Origin of the sequence: Stenotrophomonas sp. 1337 (genome assembly GCF_031455455.1) — a bacterium.
Lineage (GTDB): Bacteria > Pseudomonadota > Gammaproteobacteria > Xanthomonadales > Xanthomonadaceae > Stenotrophomonas > Stenotrophomonas indicatrix.
In genome coordinates, this window is the sequence record NZ_JAVDSR010000005.1 from 165,963 (window position 1) to 183,091 (window position 17,129).

At 65.5% G+C, this 17,129-nt stretch carries 19 protein-coding genes and 1 tRNA gene; 10 read left to right on the forward strand and 10 right to left on the reverse strand.

Annotated features, from left to right (window positions below):
* The first annotated feature begins 550 nt into the window (after positions 1-550).
* From J2X70_RS09680 to J2X70_RS09690, 3 genes are all read left to right on the forward strand, one after another.
* Positions 551-1,189 (forward strand): hypothetical protein, encoded by a 639-nt coding sequence (locus J2X70_RS09680; RefSeq protein WP_132824789.1) that lies wholly within the window; start codon positions 551-553, stop codon positions 1,187-1,189.
* A complete protein-coding gene (locus J2X70_RS09685; RefSeq protein ID WP_309910119.1) occupies positions 1,186-2,658 on the forward strand; it encodes an XVIPCD domain-containing protein in 1,473 nt (490 codons plus the stop codon). The genes J2X70_RS09680 and J2X70_RS09685 overlap by 4 nt, the downstream gene beginning before the upstream one ends.
* Positions 2,659-2,932: 274 nt before the next feature.
* Positions 2,933-3,181 (forward strand): hypothetical protein, encoded by a 249-nt coding sequence (locus tag J2X70_RS09690; RefSeq protein ID WP_309910121.1) that lies wholly within the window; start codon positions 2,933-2,935, stop codon positions 3,179-3,181.
* Between the two features lie 59 nt (positions 3,182-3,240).
* On the opposite strand, the gene J2X70_RS09695 is transcribed toward J2X70_RS09690, so the two are convergent.
* Together J2X70_RS09695 and J2X70_RS09700 are read right to left on the reverse strand one after the other, a co-directional pair.
* Positions 3,241-3,330, reverse strand: a tRNA-Ser gene (locus J2X70_RS09695).
* A gap of 84 nt (positions 3,331-3,414) precedes the next feature.
* A complete protein-coding gene (locus J2X70_RS09700) occupies positions 3,415-4,407 on the reverse strand; it encodes a LysR family transcriptional regulator (RefSeq protein WP_025878750.1) in 993 nt (330 codons plus the stop codon).
* Between the two features lie 122 nt (positions 4,408-4,529).
* Between J2X70_RS09700 and J2X70_RS09705 the strand changes: the two genes are divergently transcribed.
* Complete coding sequence (locus tag J2X70_RS09705) at positions 4,530-5,117, forward strand: NAD(P)H-dependent oxidoreductase (RefSeq protein WP_059064575.1); 588 nt, start codon at positions 4,530-4,532, stop codon at positions 5,115-5,117.
* A gap of 130 nt (positions 5,118-5,247) precedes the next feature.
* Positions 5,248-5,598, forward strand: a complete 351-nt coding sequence (locus J2X70_RS09710; RefSeq protein WP_154880808.1) for a ligand-binding protein SH3 — start codon at positions 5,248-5,250, stop codon at positions 5,596-5,598.
* Positions 5,599-5,836: 238 nt separating this feature from the next.
* On the opposite strand, the gene serS is transcribed toward J2X70_RS09710, so the two are convergent.
* Positions 5,837-7,117 carry a serine--tRNA ligase gene (serS, locus tag J2X70_RS09715; protein ID WP_025878753.1) on the reverse strand — a complete coding sequence of 427 codons (1,281 nt, stop codon included), beginning with the start codon at positions 7,115-7,117 and terminating at the stop codon, positions 5,837-5,839.
* A 113-nt stretch (positions 7,118-7,230) separates the two neighbouring features.
* Between serS and J2X70_RS09720 the strand changes: the two genes are divergently transcribed.
* Both J2X70_RS09720 and J2X70_RS09725 read left to right on the forward strand, forming a co-directional pair.
* Positions 7,231-7,875, forward strand: coding sequence for an energy transducer TonB (locus J2X70_RS09720; protein ID WP_309910124.1), 645 nt, complete (start codon positions 7,231-7,233; stop codon positions 7,873-7,875).
* A gap of 118 nt (positions 7,876-7,993) precedes the next feature.
* Complete coding sequence (locus tag J2X70_RS09725) at positions 7,994-8,563, forward strand: energy transducer TonB (protein ID WP_309910126.1); 570 nt, start codon at positions 7,994-7,996, stop codon at positions 8,561-8,563.
* Between the two features lie 112 nt (positions 8,564-8,675).
* Here the strand turns inward: J2X70_RS09725 and aroA are convergent, their stop codons facing one another.
* The 4 genes from aroA to J2X70_RS09745 all read right to left on the reverse strand — a co-directional run bounded on the left by aroA (position 8,676) and on the right by J2X70_RS09745 (position 13,430).
* On the reverse strand, positions 8,676-9,983 hold the full coding sequence (aroA, locus tag J2X70_RS09730) for a 3-phosphoshikimate 1-carboxyvinyltransferase (RefSeq protein ID WP_088100318.1): 1,308 nt from the start codon (positions 9,981-9,983) through the stop codon (positions 8,676-8,678).
* A 74-nt stretch (positions 9,984-10,057) separates the two neighbouring features.
* Positions 10,058-11,248 (reverse strand): prephenate dehydratase, encoded by a 1,191-nt coding sequence (gene pheA, locus J2X70_RS09735; RefSeq protein ID WP_025878757.1) that lies wholly within the window; start codon positions 11,246-11,248, stop codon positions 10,058-10,060.
* 51 nt (positions 11,249-11,299) lie between these two features.
* Positions 11,300-12,385 carry a 3-phosphoserine/phosphohydroxythreonine transaminase gene (serC, locus tag J2X70_RS09740; protein WP_025878758.1) on the reverse strand — a complete coding sequence of 362 codons (1,086 nt, stop codon included), beginning with the start codon at positions 12,383-12,385 and terminating at the stop codon, positions 11,300-11,302.
* A 235-nt stretch (positions 12,386-12,620) separates the two neighbouring features.
* The gene (locus J2X70_RS09745; RefSeq protein ID WP_134832778.1) at positions 12,621-13,430 is read right to left on the reverse strand and encodes an FHA domain-containing protein; all 810 of its coding nucleotides are present in this window, start codon (positions 13,428-13,430) and stop codon (positions 12,621-12,623) included.
* A 125-nt stretch (positions 13,431-13,555) separates the two neighbouring features.
* Between J2X70_RS09745 and J2X70_RS09750 the strand changes: the two genes are divergently transcribed.
* The 3 genes from J2X70_RS09750 (at position 13,556) to J2X70_RS09760 (ending at position 15,659) form a co-directional block, all read left to right on the forward strand.
* Positions 13,556-13,831 (forward strand): polyhydroxyalkanoic acid system family protein, encoded by a 276-nt coding sequence (locus tag J2X70_RS09750; protein ID WP_025876985.1) that lies wholly within the window; start codon positions 13,556-13,558, stop codon positions 13,829-13,831.
* Between the two features lie 81 nt (positions 13,832-13,912).
* Entirely contained in the window at positions 13,913-14,404 is a 492-nt protein-coding gene (locus J2X70_RS09755) for a phasin family protein (RefSeq protein ID WP_025876984.1), read from the forward strand.
* A gap of 238 nt (positions 14,405-14,642) precedes the next feature.
* On the forward strand, positions 14,643-15,659 hold the full coding sequence (locus J2X70_RS09760; protein ID WP_309910133.1) for a restriction endonuclease: 1,017 nt from the start codon (positions 14,643-14,645) through the stop codon (positions 15,657-15,659).
* A gap of 46 nt (positions 15,660-15,705) precedes the next feature.
* Here the strand turns inward: J2X70_RS09760 and J2X70_RS09765 are convergent, their stop codons facing one another.
* The 3 genes from J2X70_RS09765 to hutC all read right to left on the reverse strand — a co-directional run bounded on the left by J2X70_RS09765 (position 15,706) and on the right by hutC (position 17,105).
* Positions 15,706-16,098, reverse strand: coding sequence for a type II toxin-antitoxin system HicB family antitoxin (locus tag J2X70_RS09765; RefSeq protein ID WP_025876982.1), 393 nt, complete (start codon positions 16,096-16,098; stop codon positions 15,706-15,708).
* 9 nt (positions 16,099-16,107) lie between these two features.
* Positions 16,108-16,290 (reverse strand): type II toxin-antitoxin system HicA family toxin, encoded by a 183-nt coding sequence (locus tag J2X70_RS09770; RefSeq protein WP_080278327.1) that lies wholly within the window; start codon positions 16,288-16,290, stop codon positions 16,108-16,110.
* An 86-nt stretch (positions 16,291-16,376) separates the two neighbouring features.
* On the reverse strand, positions 16,377-17,105 hold the full coding sequence (hutC, locus tag J2X70_RS09775) for a histidine utilization repressor (RefSeq protein WP_059064582.1): 729 nt from the start codon (positions 17,103-17,105) through the stop codon (positions 16,377-16,379).
* Between the last annotated feature and the right edge of the window lie 24 nt (positions 17,106-17,129).

Below are 17,129 nucleotides of genomic sequence, written 5' to 3' on the forward strand. Positions count from 1 at the left end.
CAGATCTACGACAAGGCCAGGCCGCCTTCAAGCGAGGCTCAGTGCTGGTGAAGAGGCGCCGCATGACGACGGAATGGGCCAACTTCTGCGGGTACGCATTGCCGTAGACATCCGAATGGCCCCGCAGGCTCTCACGCCTCAATCATCTGCGCCGCCATCGGAAAATAGCCATGGGGCAAGGCATTCTGAATGTGTGATCCAGCGCTCATACCTTGGCATGAAGGGTCGAGACCTTGGAGCCCAACCGATGCGGGTCGTATAGTCAGATGACGCAGAGCAATGGAGCGCCGGTGAACATCGTCTCGCAAAGCCCCGAATCACCGGGTCGCATGGATGAAGGCCATGGAAATGAACAGTCAGCGAGACCAAGGCTGTCGCGCCTGCCCCCAGGTCTGGCGCAAGGCGCCGTGTCCCACAACCGAACCCCGTGTCGGGCCCACAGGCGATCACGCCAGCCCTGTCGGCGGTTACACGCTTTGAGAACCATGCTCCGTAGTCGCCCTGTACAAGCCTACCCCCGTAGTACTTCAATCAGCGACATGGACCGCTCATGCTGAAATTTCTTCCAGCCCTTCCACACGTGGCATTGATCGCGTTGATCACCCTGGCCGTTCCGGGCTGCAACAAGGAACGCTCATACCCGGTCTATCGCGAGAATCCCGCACCCAAGGATGCGCTGCCGATTGTGATCCGGGTGGACGATGCTCCCGTGGAGATGCCAATTCCCACGGTCCTCGTCTCCTACGAGATAGACCCGCTCTGCCTCCCGCCGATCAACAACTACGAGGGCGTGCAGTACGCCCCGCAACGGCAGTCAGTTGAGTTTCCGGTGCAACGCGTCAGTGCAACCGAGTTCCGCAGCACAGTGTTCAAAGATGCAATGGAGGTTGCTGACTATTACGGGCGCGGACCATGCAGATGGACGCCAAGCTTCGTACAGGCCTCGTTCGCCCTCATCGTCGACGGCCGATCAATCAAAGCCTCTGTTCCCGCGTTCTTCCCAAAGATCGAAGTTGAAGGACGCGCCATTACATACGTAGAGAAGGCACTAAAACCCGTGTTCCCAGGGCAGACACCTGAGCGAGCGAACAGCAAGTCCCACACTCTGTTCCAGAAGCTCACACAGGATGAACGCCAGAAATATTTTCCTGTAGAGATCTCCCAAAGGATTGAAGGAGACGTTCCATGAATCCAATAACGAACGCTACACTCTCAAACGCAGCCTACGAAACCCCTTCTTCAGACGGCGACTTTGTCACCATTGCGGGAATCGAGTACGAGGTCCTGGCCACACGGAATTCCAGCACCGGATATCAAGGGACCGTGTATCGCAACATTGAGTCCAAGGAGATCATCGTCGCCCATCGAGGCACTGAGTTCGATCGGCAGGCATTGATTGACGGCGGCATCGACGCTGCGATGGTCACCGCTAAAGTCAACGCACAGCTCGGCGATGCCCTTGCATTGACCAAACAGGCGGTCAAACAGGCTGAAGAAAATGGAGATGGCCCAGTGTACGTCACCGGCCATTCACTGGGTGGCGCGCTCGCACAGATCGCTGCACACCATTACAACCTCCCTGGCGATGCCTTCAATCCTTACGGTGCTGCCGGGTTGGCGTACCGCATGCCCGAAGGCCAACCCGCCAATGCGGCGCCCTTCACCAACCATGTGATGGCAGGCGACCTGGTCAGCGCTGGCGGCCCGCACTACGGCAAGGTTGAGATGTACGCGCTCCCGAAGGAACTCGAGGTTCTTCGCAATGCCGAGCAGGGCCAACGCGTCGCGTCCCTCATAGCACCCGGATTGAGGAGCGGCCACGCCATCTCCGCTGCCGTGGCGGTCCAGCTGGGTGACTCCCATCGAATGGTTCATTTCCTTGACCGCATGACCGACAAGGGGCCAGTGCAGTCCGTGTTGGATGACCCCAATGCCCGGGTTACAGATCCTGAAGACCTGCGCCGGATTGCCGACTATCGCAGTGACATCCATCAACTGCGCGCGGGAGTCACGGTGCTTGCAGGCGGTGGACCTGGCCTCCTGCGCGACGGGATCAATTACCTGCGTGGCACCGAGGATGCAGGCGCATACGCTCGCCGCGAGGCCGAAGCGGAGCAGCAGCCCCGCATTGCGCTCAAACCCGGTGAGCGAATGGCACAGGACGCAACTGACAAGGGCTCTCCCTCTCTCAGCAATCCGGGCTTCTCTCCCAAGAGCCCGTTGCAGCAAAGCATCGAATCCACCTTGGACAAGGCAGGCTTGGATCCCAGGAAGGAAGGCCACCCCGACCATTCGCTCTACCGGCAGATTCGCGACGGCGTATCCGCCGTGGATGCCAAGCACGGGCGCAGCTTCGATGAAACCAGTGAGCGGGTAACAGCCAGCTTGCTGGCAACGGCCAAGAGCAACCGCCTGGAGCGCGTGGATCATGTGGTACTGGGCAACCCGCCCAGCAACGAGTCTGGCCCGCGCATGTTCGTCGTGCAGGGCGAACTCAACAACCCGGCACACCTGCGCGCATCGGTGGCGGTCAGCGAGGCGGTCAGCACGCCCGTAGAGCATTCGCTTGCCAAGGTCGAGCAAGTTTCGCAGGCTCAGCAGGTCGCGCAGCACGACCACGCCCAGGAGCAGACGCAAGCAGCGATGCGCATGGGCTGAATGCAGTCATTCGAAGGCGGTGTGGATCGATACTCCTCCCGGCAGAATTCATCAGCGAAACACCCATCTGATAGTCAAACTCAGAGTTACTTAAGGTGACCTGCTGGCGAAAACCGACGTTCCTGTAGAGCCGTGGACGAGGGTACCTCAGCTTCCTGTAAAGTCGCGCCAACAGAGCGAGCTTTCGCGCTGGGACAGGTCTTTTCTACAGGGAGGGAAGCATGTATCGCAGAACCGCATAGGTGCGATCAACGGAATGCGCGCCGTGGGCGTCATGGTTGACGAAAAGATGACCGCCCATCTCAACACTGCTGAAACGGTGACGTTTGCCTTGAAGCCAGGTCGGCATCTGATGACCGCAACGGTGCTTGAGGCCTCCGGCCTGTGCGCGCTGGGCGTGACCAAGGCTGCGATCGCCAGGCAACGCTCCATCGAGATCCTCGTGGATGTGGACACCACGCGGAAGTATCGGCTTTCCTATCCGACGGTTGATTCTTCTCCGGTGATCGAGCCTGCGTTCTGACGACATTGTGTCGTTGCTGCACAAATGCAAACGCCCCTTTCGGGGCGTTTTTGCATTCTTGGCGGAGAGAGTGGGATTCGAACCCACGGAAGGTTTAACCCTTCGCCGGTTTTCAAGACCGGTGCCTTAAACCGCTCGGCCATCTCTCCGTATCGGCCCAGCCTGCTGGCCGGGCACGCATTCTCGCACGGCCGGGCGATTTGCCCAAGACCGTTGTTCCGTCGGGCCTGGACTCAGCCCGCGTCCACCGCCAACGCACCCAGCGCACTGGCCTTGATCCGCTCCTTGGCTTTCTCGCAGGCGCCACCGCAATCCAGGCGCGAGGCCTCCAGCTGCGGCGGCAGGTGCTCGGCCAGGAAGTCGATGAATACCCGCACCGCCGGCAGCAGGCCGCGACGCGAGGCGAACACGGCATGGCACACGCCCTGGGGCAGCGACCAGTCCGGCAGCACCACTTCCAGCTCGCCGTTGCGCACGGCGTCGGCGCAGACGGTTTCCGGCAGCATGGTAATGCCGAAGCCGTCCTTCACCATGCTCTGCAGCAGCGGGAAGTCGAAACCGGCCACGCGCGGCTGCAGGTCCACCCGGCGCACCGCGCCTTCCGGCCCATGCAGTTCCCAGCGCTGGCGCGCTTCGTCCTCGCTGATGCTCAAGGTGACATGGTTCGCCAGCTCTTCCGGGTCCTTCGGGCGGCCCGCACGGTCCAGGTATTTCGGGCTGGCCACCAGCAGTTCCTGCACCTGGCCGAAGCTGCGCATCACCAGGCTGCCGTCGTCATCCAGCCGCGAGCGCACGCGCAGGGCCACGTCGTAGCCTTCATTGATGATGTCCACGCGGCGGTTGCTGATGTTCAGCTGCAGCCGCACCTTCGGGTACTGCTCGAGGAACTTGGGCAGCAGCTTGGGCAGCTGCATCTGCGCCAGCGACACCGGCACGCTGGCGCGCACCAGGCCGCGCGGCTCGGCGCTTAGGCGGTCCACCACCTCGCGCGCGGCCTGCGCCTCGGCCAGCATGGTCTGGGCGTGGCGGTGCACGCTGGTACCGACGTCGGTAACGGCGAAGCGGCGCGTGGAGCGCTGCAGCAGGCGCACGCCCAGGTCGGTTTCCAGCTGGCTGATACGGCGGCTCAGGCGCGACTTGGGGATGCCCAGTGCGCGCTCGGCGGCGGCGAAACCGCCGTGGTCGACCACCATCGCGAAGTAGTACAGATCATTCAGGTCATGCATACCCGAGTTCCATTGATAGAACAATACGTGGCATTCAACCACCTTTATCCCGTCGATGCAACAACCTATCGTTCTCTCCGTCGGCGGCAAGCCCGCCACCTCTCCCGAACATAGGTACTGCCATGAAGCTTCTGCACATCGACGCCAGCGTGCTTGGCGACAACTCCGTCTCCCGCCACCTGACCGCCGCCGTGGTGGCCCAGTTCAAGCAGCAGATCGACGGCCTGCAGGTTGATTATCGCGATCTTGACGCCAATCCGGTACCGCATCTGCGCAGCGGGTCGCTGGCCAAGACCGACCCGGCCGAGGCCGCTGATGCTGAACAGGTGCTCGAGCAGTTCCTGGCCGCAGACATCGTGGTGATCGGTGCGCCGATGTACAACTTCAGCGTGCCCTCCACCCTGAAGGCCTGGATCGACCGCGTGGCGGTGGCCGGGCGCACCTTCAAGTACACCGAGAACGGCCCGGTGGGCCTGGCCGGTGGCAAGCGGGTGATCGTGGTCAGCAGCCGTGGCGGCATCTATACCGATTCGCCGGCGGATTTCCAGGAGCCCTTCCTGCGCCAGACGTTTGCCTTCTGGGGCATCAACGACATCGAGTTCGTGCGTGCCGAGGGCATCGCCTATTCGCCGCAGCATCGCGAAGACGCCATTGCCGGTGCACTGGCAGCACTGCCGTCGCATGAGCCGGCAGAAGTGGCTGCGGCGTAACGCGTTCCAGCATTCGGCGCCTCTCTCCCTCGTCTGGGCGCTGAACGCGGGCCGGGATTCCCTCCCCCATCCCGGCCCACCCTGGCGGCCCTGCTTTTGCGGGGCCGTTTTTTTTTGCCACCATGGGGCGATGAACTACATCGTGATGGCTGCGCACCGCAGCGAATTTCCGCACCCGATCACCCTGCACCGTGGCCAGGCACTGGTGGTGGGCGAACGTTATGAGGGGCCCGAGGGTTGGGAGGACTGGTTTCTGTGCGAGGCCGAGGGACAGCAGCCGGGGTTCGTGCCGGCGCCGGTGATCGGTCGCGATGCGCAGGGTGGCGCGTTTGCCACGGAGGATTACTGCGCACGGGAGCTTGATGTGGACCCGGGGCAGCACCTGCGCGGCGTGCGCACGCTCAATGGGTGGGCGTGGTGTGTGCCGGCGGCTGGCGAGGCCGGTTGGGTACCGCTGGAGAAGCTGCGCATAGCAGGTTGATGGATTGCGGCATCCACGCATGGCGTGGATCTACTGCAAAGCCCTAAGCCCCAGCGCCTGGATGCAGCATCGCGTCAGTAGATCCACGCCATGCGTGGATGCCACGCCGCGTCAGTAGATCCACGCCATGCGTGGATGCAGCACCGCGTCAGTAGATCCACGCCATGCGTGGATGCGGTGCCGACATGGCCGGCACCCATCAAAAGGCCGCCGGGCATGGCCCGGCGCTACCGGCTGATCAGCCGATGGTTTCGATGCCGCCCATGTACGGGCGCAGGGCTTCTGGCACGGTGATGCTGCCGTCGGCGTTCTGGTAGTTCTCCATCACCGCGATCATCGCGCGGCCTACGGCCACGCCCGAGCCGTTCAGGGTGTGCGCCAGCTCCGGCTTGCCGGTGGCCGGGTTGCGCCAGCGGGCCTGCATGCGGCGGGCCTGGAAGTCACCGCAGTTCGAGCACGAGGAAATCTCGCGGTAGGTCTCCTGCGACGGCAGCCAGACTTCCAGGTCGTAGGTCTTGATGGCCGAGAAGCCCATGTCGCCGGTGCACAGCAGCACCTTGCGGTACGGCAGGCCCAGCTTCTCCAGCACCACTTCGGCGCAGCGGGTCATGCGCTGGTGTTCGGCGTCGCTGTCTTCCGGGCGGCAGATCGAAACCAGCTCGACCTTCTCGAACTGATGCTGGCGGATCATGCCGCGCACGTCGCGGCCACCGCTGCCGGCTTCGGAACGGAAGCACAGCGAATGGGCGGTCATGCGCAGCGGCAGGCGCTCGGCGTCGAGGATCTCGTCGCGGGCGATGTTGGTCAGCGAGATTTCCGAGGTCGAGATGAGGTAACGCTTCTGCTCACCCAGCTGGGTGATGAACATGTCCTCTTCGAACTTGGGCAGCTGGCCGGTGCCGTACAGGCTGTCGGCGTTGACGATCACCGGCACGTTGGTTTCCTGGTACTCGTGCTCGCCGCTGTGCAGGTCGAGCATGAACTGGGCCAGGGCGCGATGCAGGCGGGCGATCGGGCCACGCAGCACGGTGAAGCGCGAACCGGACAGCTTGGCGGCGGTCTCGCCGTCCAGCCACTTGTTGCGGGCGCCCAGTTCGACGTGGTCGAGCACCTTGAAATCGAACTGGCGCGGGGTACCCCAGCGCGACTGCTCGACGTTCTCGCTCTCGTCGGCGCCGGCCGGCACGTCATCGGCGGGAATGTTCGGGATGCCCATGGAGATCGTGTCGATCTTCTCGCGCAGCTCGTCCAGAGCCACTTCCGAGGCCTTCAGCTCATCGGCGAACGCGGCAACCTCGGCCATGATGGCCGAAACGTCCTCGCCCTTGGCCTTGGCCTGGCCGATGGCCTTGGAACGGCTGTTGCGCAGGCTCTGCAGCTCCTGGGTACGCACCTGGATGCGCTTGCGATCGGCCTCCAGTGACTCCAGGGCAGACACGTCGAGCTCGAAGCCGCGGCTGGTGCGCAGGCGTTCGGCGAGGTCGGCGGGCTGGTGGCGGAGCAGGGCTGGATCAAGCATGGCAGGCGTCGTGGTGGGTAACAGGAACGGGATTATCGCCTGTTATACGGAATTCTGCCGCCCGGTTCATTCCGGCCGTGGCAGAATCGAGGCATTCCGTACTGGTCTGGTCCATGTCTGCTCCCCGTCCGTCGCCTGCCAAGTCGTTCACCGTGAATATCCCGCGCAACGCCCTGAAGATCGCCGGCATCGCCTTCGGCGTGGGCATCCTGCTGTTCGTGCTGGTCTGGCTGACCGGACGCGACAAGGAATTCTTCCGTGCCGACCCGGCCGCGCAGACGCCGCAGGAAACTGCCCAGGTGGAACCGCTGCCCGAACCCCTGGCCGCAGCGGCCGGTTCCAGCGACATGCCAGACGCCAAGCCGGCCCCGGTGCCGGACGAAGAAGATGCGCCGAAGCTGGTGGAAACCGCCCCGCCCCCGCCACCGGCCACGGTTGAACCCGCTCCGGCCGCGCCGGGCACTGCGGCACCGGCTACCGCCAATGCGCAGCCGATGCCGATTGCCGGCCAGTCGCCGCCGCCAGCCTACCCGGCCGCCGCCCTGCGACGCGGTGAAGCGGGCAGCGTGGTGGTGCGAGTGGAGGTGGACGCCACCGGCTACCCGAACAACGTGACTGTGATCCAGCGCAGCGGTTCGCGCGAGCTGGACCGTGCAGCGACGGACGCGGTGCGTCGCTGGCGCTTCAGCCCGGCAGTCAGCAATGGCCAGCCGGTACCCGGCAGCATTGAAGTGCCGTTCGACTTCAAGCCGCAGTAACTGAACGCTTCCCCGCAGAAAAGCTGAACCTTGCAGGTTGCGTTGACGCAATGCTGACACGCTTCGACGCCGCCTCGGGCAACACTCTGGGCGTCGTTACTGACGTGAGGAGTTTGCGATGACTGCCACCACCCACGAGAACCTTCATTCGCCGCAACTGCAGCAGGATGGCGCGCTCGAGCCGCGCTCGACCTCCCCTTGGCTGTGGCTGGCCTTGATCGTGGCGATGTTCGCCGCGGCACTGGTCTGGCTGCGTTTCTCCAGCCATGACGACGTTGCGCCTGCACCGGTAAGCGAGCGCATGCTGCCGGCCACGGAAACGCCGGTTGCCGCCACGCCCGCCCCGGCTGCGCGACAGGCCGTGCCCGCGCAGAGCGAGCGCAAGGCAGCCCCGGCCGTACGCAACCGTGAGGCGCGTCCGCTGGCGAGCAACAGCAAGCCCAGCTATCCGGCCGTCGCGCTGCGCAGTGGCGTGCAGGGCAGCGTGGTTGCCAGCTTGAACGTGGATACGCGTGGCAACGTGACCGACGCTGCGATCGTGTCGCGCAGTGGTGAGCGCAGCCGCGACCTGGACCGTGCCGTGCTGAACACCGTGCAGGGTTGGAAGTTCGAGCCGGCCATGCACCAGGGCCGTGCGGTGGCGAGCGTGGTACGCGTGCCGGTGGATTTCCGTACCGAACAGCGTTGATCGCCGGCTGACGCCTGAAATGAAAACGGAGGCCTCGGCCTCCGTTTTTTTTGCGCGCGCGTTGGGATTCCGCCGGGCATGGCCCGGCGCGCGCAGCGGCGCCGGGACTACCTCAGGCCAGGTTGAAGCCGGCGCTGCGTGCGAGTCCGTCGAAATCAGGGAAGGACGTTGCGACGTTGGCGATGTCGTTGATGCGCACTTCGCCATGGCTGATCTGGCCGGCAATGGCGAAGGCCATCGCGATGCGATGATCACCGTGGCTTTCGATGGTGCCACTGCCCAGCGATACGCCGCCGTGCAGGGTGGCGCCATCTTCGGTTTCGTCCACCTGCATGCCCAGCGCGCGCAGGCCGGTCGCCATCGCAGCCAGGCGATCGGATTCCTTCACCCGCAGTTCGGCGGCGCCGGTCACCACGGTCTGGCCTTCGGCAGCAGCAGCGGCCACGAACAATGCCGGGAACTCGTCGATCATGTCCGGCACCAGCTCCTCGGGAATGCGCGCACCCTTCAGCGGCGCGTAGCGCACCAGCAGATCGGCCACCGGTTCGCCGCCCTGCTCTGCCGGGTTCTGTTCGGTGATGTCCGCGCCCATCAGGCGCAGCGCGTGCAGCAGGCCGGTACGGCGCGGATTGAGGCCGACCTGCTTCAGGCGCAGTTCGGAGCCGGGAATGATGCTGGCCGCGACCAGGAAAAACGCGGCCGAGGAGAAGTCGGCCGGCACCACGATATCGGTCGCGCGCAGGCGCTGGCCACCACGCAGGCGGGCCTTGCCTGGCGAGAACGCGATGTCCACGCCGAACGCGGACAGCATGCGCTCGGTGTAGTCGCGGGTCGGGTGCGGTTCGGTCACGCTGGTTTCGCCGTGCGCGTACAGGCCGGCCAGCAGCACCGCGGACTTGATCTGCGCACTGGCCACCGGCGAGGCAAAGTCGATGCCGTGCAGCGTCTGCCCGCCATGCACGTGCAGCGGCGGCGTGCCGTCTTCCTCGGTGTCGATCTTCGCGCCCATCTGCGACAGCGGACCGGTGACGCGGCGCATCGGACGGCCGGACAGCGATTCGTCGCCGACCAGCGTGCAGTCGAATGCCTGACCGGCCAGCAGGCCGGCCAGCAGGCGCATGCCGGTGCCGGCATTGCCACAGTCGAGCGGTGCGCTGGGTGCCTGCAGGCCATCGATGCCGACGCCGTGCACGACGCGCTGCGACGCACTGGGGGTTTCGATGCGCACGCCCAGCTGGCTGAAGATGCGCGCGGTGGCGCGGGTGTCTTCGCCTTCCAGGAAGCCTTCGATATGCGAGGTGCCATCGGCCAGCGCGGCGAACATCACCGAGCGGTGCGAGACCGACTTGTCGCCGGGAATGGTCAGGCTGCCCTGCAGGGGCTGGCCCTTGCGGGCGATCCAGTGCTGCGCGTTGCTCATCGTTGAATGGTTCCGTAAACGCCGGCTCGCCGGCGGTGCATCAGGGGCGGCGGCCGCAGCCGCCGCAGCAGGGATCAGGGCACGGCTACCGGATAGGAGCCAAGCACCTTGATCTGCGCCGAGTGCGCTTCCAGTTCGGCCAGTGCGGCCTGCATCGGCGCGTCGTCGATGTGACCGGCCAGGTCGATGAAGAAGCCGTATTCCCACTTGCCGTGGTGCGAGGGACGCGACTCGATGCGGTTCATGCTGATGCCATGGCGCGCGAACGGGCTGAGCACATCGAACAGCGCGCCGGGCTTGTCATGGATGAACACCAGCACCGAGGTACGGTCATGGCCGGAGGTCGGGAAGATGTTGCGACCCACCACCAGGAAACGGGTGGTGTTGTCGGCATCGTTCTGGATCGGCTTGGTGACGACCTTCTTCAGGCCGTACACATGGCCGGCGCTCTCGCCGCCAATGGCCGCGGCATCGTCGGCATTGCGCGCACGGCGCGCGCCTTCGGCGTTGCTGGCCACCGGGATCTTCTCGGCCTTGGGCAGGTTGGCGCGCATCCATGCCGAGGTCTGCATGAACGACTGCGGATGGCCGTAGACGCGTTCGATGTCCTCGATGCGGCCACTGCGCGACATCAGGTACTGCTGCACGCGCAGTTCCACTTCGCCGCAGATCTTCAGGTTGGAGGTAAGGAACATGTCCAGGGTGATCTGGATGGTGCCCTGCCCCGAGTTTTCCACCGGCACCACGCCGAAATCGGCGTTGCCCGCTTCCACTTCCTGGAACACTTCTTCGATGCTGGCCATCGGCAGGCCCAGCGCCGAGCGGCCGAAGTGCTTGAGCACGGCCTGCTGGCTGAAGGTACCTTCCGGACCGAGGTAGCCGATCTTCAACGGCTCCTGCTGGGCCAGGCAGGCCGACATGATTTCGCGGTAGACGTGCACCAGCAGCTCATCGCTGAGCGGGCCTTCGTTGCGATCCACCACCATGCGCAGCACCTGCGCCTCGCGCTCGGGGCGGTAGTAGTCGACGGCGGCGGCGAGCTTGCCCTTGGCCTTGCCGACCTGGTGGGCGAACTGCGCGCGTTCGGCGATCAGGCTCTGGATGTCACGGTCGATCTGGTCGATCTTCGAACGCACATCGGCCAGTGCCAGTGGCGCCAGGGTCGGCACCGCGGTTGCCTTCGACTTGCCCTTGGGCTTGGAAGTGGCGCTGTCCTTGGCCGGCTCGGCCTTCTTCGACGCCTTCTTGCTGGGTTTGCTTGCCATCGGAATTCCTTGTTGCGGGGCGCGCACCCGACGATGCGCGCCGTTCATTGCTCAGCCGTGACGCTGCTGGAAATCGGCCATGAAGGCGACAAGCGCCTCCGCCCCGGCCAGCGGCATGGCGTTGTAAAGCGAGGCGCGGATGCCACCGACCACCTTGTGACCCTTCAGCGCCAGCAGGCCGGCGGCCTTGGCATCGGCGACGAAACGGGCATCGAGGTCGGTGTTGGGCAGGAAGAACGGGATGTTCATCCGCGAGCGCGCCGAATGGGCGACCTCGTTGCGATAGAAGCCGCCGGAGGCATCGATGGCGCCGTACACCAGCGCGGCCTTGGCGGCGTTGCGCTTGGCGAACTCGACCACGCCACCTTCGGCCAGCATCCACTTGAACACCAGACCGGCCAGGTACCAGTTCCAGGTGGGCGGGGTGTTGAGCATGGAATCGCGGGCGACGTGCGAGCGGTAATCGAAGATGTCCGCGCGTGGCTGGCCACTACGCTCCAGCAGGTCGCGACGGATGATCATCACCGCGATGCCGACCGGGCCCAGGTTCTTCTGCGCACCGGCATAGATGACACCGTAGCGGCGCACGTCCAGCGGCTCGCTGGCGATGGACGAACTGAAGTCGGCCACCAGCGGCACGTTGCCGGTCTCGGGCACATCACGGAACTCGACGCCGTGGATGGTCTCGTTGGCAGTGATGTGCACGTACGCGGCATCGGGAGAGAGCTGCCAACCGGCGCGCTCGGGCAGCTGGCGATACCCTTCGGCCTCGCTGCTGGCGGCGATGTTGACGTCCACATAGGGGCTGGCCTGCTTGACCGCGGTCTTGCCCCAGTGGCCGGTGACCACGTAGTCGGCACGCTGGCCGGGGCTGGCGAAGTTGAGCGGGATCAACGCCTGCTGGGTGGTGGCACCACCGGGCAGGAACAGCACCGCATAGTCCTCGGGAATGTCGAGCAGGCGACGCAGGTCGGCCTCGGCCTCGGCGGCCACGGACATGAACTCCGGACCGCGATGGCTCATTTCCACGATGGAGGCACCGCTACCGTGCCAGTCCAGCATTTCCGCCTGCGCCTGGCGCAGGACCGATTCCGGCAACGTTGCAGGGCCGGCACTGAAGTTGAACGCGCGCGTCATGGCACACCTGTGGGGCAAGACCCCTAGTATGCCGCACTGCACCAGCCTTGCGGCCTTGTGGCGCAAGGGAAATTTGGTTGCATCCGTATCCATTGCCGCGGCGGCACTGGTAGTGCCGGCCGCTGGCCGGCAACTGCAATCACCTTGGTTCACCGAGGTTGCCGGCCAGCGGCCGGCACTACCCAAAGCGGGTTGGTCCGGGCGGTAGCGCCGGGCCATGCCCGGCGGAACCAATTCAGCGCGCGCCGAACCAGAGCAGCAGGCTGAGCACGGCTGCCAGCAGCAATGCACTGCCCAGCAGCCACGGCCAGCGCCGCACCCGACGCGGGGCGACCGGCACCACCGGTGCCTGTTCGGCTTCGTCGCTGCCTTCGTCATCGGCCAGTGGCGGTCGCCGGCGCGGGTCGTGCGGCACTTCCAGCACGAACCGGTGCTGACCGTCGAACACGACCTGGTCGCCGGCCTGCAGCCAGCAGTGGCGTACGGCAACGCCGTTGACCCGGGTGCCATCGGCACTGCCCAGGTCGCGCAGCAGTACCCGCTCGCCATGGACTTCCACCCGGGCGTGCTGTTCGGCGAAGGCGGGCTCATCGATCTCGATGTCGACATCGTTGCCACGGCCGATCACCCGCGCGCGCGACAAGGGGTAGCTGCGGCCGTGGTGCAGGCCGCCCACACCGCGCAGCAGGCGCTGCTCGTCACCGCTGCCTTCGACGCTGGCTGCCGGCGCCGGTGCCTGCAGCAGGGTGTCGACCTCGCCCTGCAGGACCATTTCCACGCCATCGACGTAGACCGCGTCGCCCGCCCTCAGCAGGGCCATGCGCCGCACCGGGCGACCATTCACATGGATGCCACGGATACCGTTGCCGACCTGCAGCCAGAGGCCGCGGTCGTCCATGCAGAACTGCGCAAGCAGCAGCGCGCCGTTGCCGGCATCACCGAGGCGCACGCTGCCGTTTGCCTGGCGCACGATGCGCTGCACCCCGGGCCGCAGCGGCTGGTCGGGCTGTTGTTGTTGACTGAAGTGAACTAGCAGGTTCTGCACGCGGCGCAGACTAGCAGGTTGGCCGCCCACGAAGAAGAACCTGCGATGAGCGCTTGGCGTGGGCGCCGTCGATGCGCACAATGCTCGCCCTCTCAATTGATCCCCGCCCTGCGCCAGGAGCCTGCATGTCCACCATCGATGTCCGCCACGCCCACACCCTGCCCGACACCCAGGCACGTGAAGCGATCGAGCAGGTTGCCGCCAAGCTGGGCGAACGCTTCGGCCTGAAGTCGTCGTGGGCCGCCGACGTGCTGAATTTCTCCGGCAGTGGCGTGGACGGTGCGATCGAACTGCAGCCGGGCGCGGTGCGGGTCACGGCCAAGCTGGGCTTCCTGCTGTCGGCAATGAAGGGCATGGTGGAAAGCGAGATCCAGCGCGTGTTGAAGGAAAAGCTGGGCTGAACCTGCGCTGCGGCCATCACGGCCCAGCAACGGCGCGCCGCGCTACTCTCGGGGATAGGCCCAACTCCCACGGGGAATGCAATGAACCGTTACGAGAATGACGATCGCCGCGACGACGATGCCGGCTTCGGCGACCAGGCAGAGCGCTTTTCGCGCAAGCTGAGCGATTCGGCACAGCAGGTCTGGCTGGCTGGTCTGGGCGCCCTGGGGCGCGCGCAGGCAGAGGGAGGCCGTTTCTTCGATGGCCTGGTGAAGGAAGGCGAAGCCTGGGAAGCCCGCCGCCGTGAACGCAGCGGCGAGCAGGAACCGGGCTGGCGCGACAACGTCGAGCACTCGCTGGACGAAGCCCGCGAGAAGGCGTCCGGAACCTGGGACAAGGTCAACAAGGCCTTCGATGACCAGGTGCAGGGCGTACTCAAGCGACTGCACGTGCCGACCGCCGATCAGGTGACCGCGCTGGAAGCCCGCATCGATGCCCTGACCGCACGCCTGGCCAAGCTCGAACACCGTGCCTCCACCGACGTGGACGCCCCCTCACCGGGCAGCCACCAGTCGCCGGGCAGCACGCCCTGAACCGCCTTTGTTGCAACGCAATAAATTTTCGTTGACAATCGCGTAGAACCCGCCAATCGCTTCGGCTGCCGTTTGTTCCCTCCCCTCACGGCTTCAGGATTGGCGGGTTTTTTCGTGTCTGGCGCGTGCGGATCTGCGGGCTGCATCACGGTTGTTGTCGGGAACACCCTGACGCAATCAACCGGTCGGCCCTTTACACTGTGGGCTTCCGTTTTCGCCCCTTCCGTCGTCGCCCTGCATGCTTCCCTGGATTCTGGCCCTGCTGTCGGCCCTGCTTACCTGCACCCTGGCCACCGTGTACCTGTGGTGGTTCAAGCGTCGACGTACCGAAATGCAACTGGGCCTGCAGGCTCTGGCGGGCATGCACTGGCGTGAGTTTTCCACGCTGATCAAGCGCATGCTGCGCGAGCAGCGCGGCCTGCGTGAACTACAGGATCCGAGCGAGGAAAGCCGCGAGCCGAGCAGCGATTTCCTGCTCAGCGATGGACCGAACACCTGGCGGGTGTCGTGCAAGCACGGCCTGGCCTATCGCATCGGCACCGCTGCGGTGAACGAACTGGGTGCTGCCGCGCGACTGGCAGGCGCCAAGGGCGGCATGCTGATCACCGAAGGCCGGGTTGAACGCGATGGCCTGGGCGCGGCGGAAAAGCAGGCAGTGGAAGTAATCGATGGTCCGCGCCTGTGGCCACTGCTGCAGCCCTACCTGCCGGTCGATGTTGACACCCGCGTGCGAGCGATCGCCCGCCATGAGGCGCTGCGCCGCATCGCCATTGCCGCACTGGCCTCAGTGACGCTGGGCCTGCTGGTCGGGCTTGGCCTGCAGGGCCTGCGCCCGGAACAGGCGGACCCGATCCCGGCACCGGCCGTTGCACCTGTCGCACCGCCGGCTGCACGTCCTGTGCCGACGCCCGCCGCGCCGGACAGCGCCGCGAATGCGCCCGCTCCAGTGGTCGCCGCAGCCGCGCCGCAGAATGGCGACGACACGCGCAGCAATCCCAACCCGGACGCTGCCACGCTGGACCGCTACCAGGCCGAACTGGCCCGCGCGCTGGCGGGGCAATCCGGTATCGCCAGCGGCGTCTGGCTGACCCGGCAGACGCTGGCCATCAACCGCACCGGTGAACTGGAAACGGTGTGGCCACGCGTGTGCCAGGAAGTGCTGCGCTACCCCGCCCTGCGCAACGTGCGCGTGCAGCTCAACGCCCGCCCCGGCGTGGATGAGCCGGTGCGCTGGCGGCAGTGCGCGACGTATTGATGGGCTGCCGGGTGTAGCGCCGGGGGCGTGCCCGGTCGCCGTATCGTCAGCCCCGTGACGCCAGGTGCGCGATGTAACTGGAGCGCGACTCGCCGGCCGCCTTGGCCTGCGCATCCAGGCGAGCAAGGATACGGCGCGGCAAGCTGATGTTGACGCGCTCAATGGTGTCATCCAGCAATGAAGGGTCGATGCAGATGTAAGCGAGGATCCATCCTGCTGCATCTCCGGCCTCGGCTACCACCTTCTGTGGCGATGAAGGGCGTGGAATCGAGCGGCCGGCATCCAGCGCGGCATCGATCCATGCCAGTGCCGCCTCTTCGGCAGACGTCAATGCATCGTCGAGTGTGTCGGCAGCCGAGAAGCAGCCAGGCAGGTCCGGCACGATCACGCTCCACGCGGTGCGTTCATCACCGGCCTCGATCAAGACTGGATATCGCATGAGGGCCTCCTACGTCAGTCCCGCAAGCTTCCGCAGTGCCTGCACCAACCCTCTTCCCAGATCCTTTTTGGGATGAGGAACGGTGATGATGTGAGGCCGGTACGGATGCACGAATACATGATGGGATCCGCGGATCCGGTTGCAGTACCAGCCCGCCGCTTCCAGCTCCCGGATGAGGTCCCTGCTTTTCATGCAGGAACCATACACATCGTACACACGCGCCGACAGAGCGCAAGACGACAGAGCCTGCAACGCCACGGCGAATGGGATGTCCGCCCCTATCGCGCCCCAGGCGCGAAACGGGCGACCAGATCCCAGGCATCGCCTAGGAACATCTGTCGCACGCGGGTGATCGGCTGTTCGCCGCGCCAGGTCAGGCGCTCGATCACCAGGCAGGCGGTACCGGGCTTCACGTCCAGCAGCTTGGCGGTGGGCGCATCGGCGCCCCAGGCGCTGATGCGGTGCTGGGCGCGCGTCCACGACACGTTCTGCAGCAACCAGCTGCCCGGCGCGGTGGTGCTGAAATCCACCTCCAGCACCTCGGGCACGCCGACCGGGCTGATCAGGCGATGCTCCAGCGCCAGCGGCCGGCCATCGGCCAGATGCAGGCAGCGCATCGCCAGCAACTGCTCACTGCCGGCCAGTTCCACTTCGCCGGCATTGGCTGCCTCGGCCAGGCGCAGTTCACGCTGCAGCAGCCGGTAGCCGTACTGATGTCCGCGCGAGCCGACCTCCATTGCGATGTCCGGGATCTCCAGCGCCACCTGCTCCAGGTGCGGTGGCTGCCGAGCCACGAAGGAGCCCGCTCGGCGGCGGCGCTCGATCATGCCGCTCTCGGCCAACGCGGTCAGCACCTTGTTCACCGTCATGCGCGAGCACCCGTACTGCTCCATCAGTTCGTGCTCGTACGGGATACGGAAGCCCGGCGCCCACTCTCCGCTGAGGATGCGGCTTTCCAGGTCGCTGCGGATGCGCTGGTTGAGCGTGGCGGACTTGCTGGCCTTCACGTGGTGGAGTCTCGATGGTGGGAG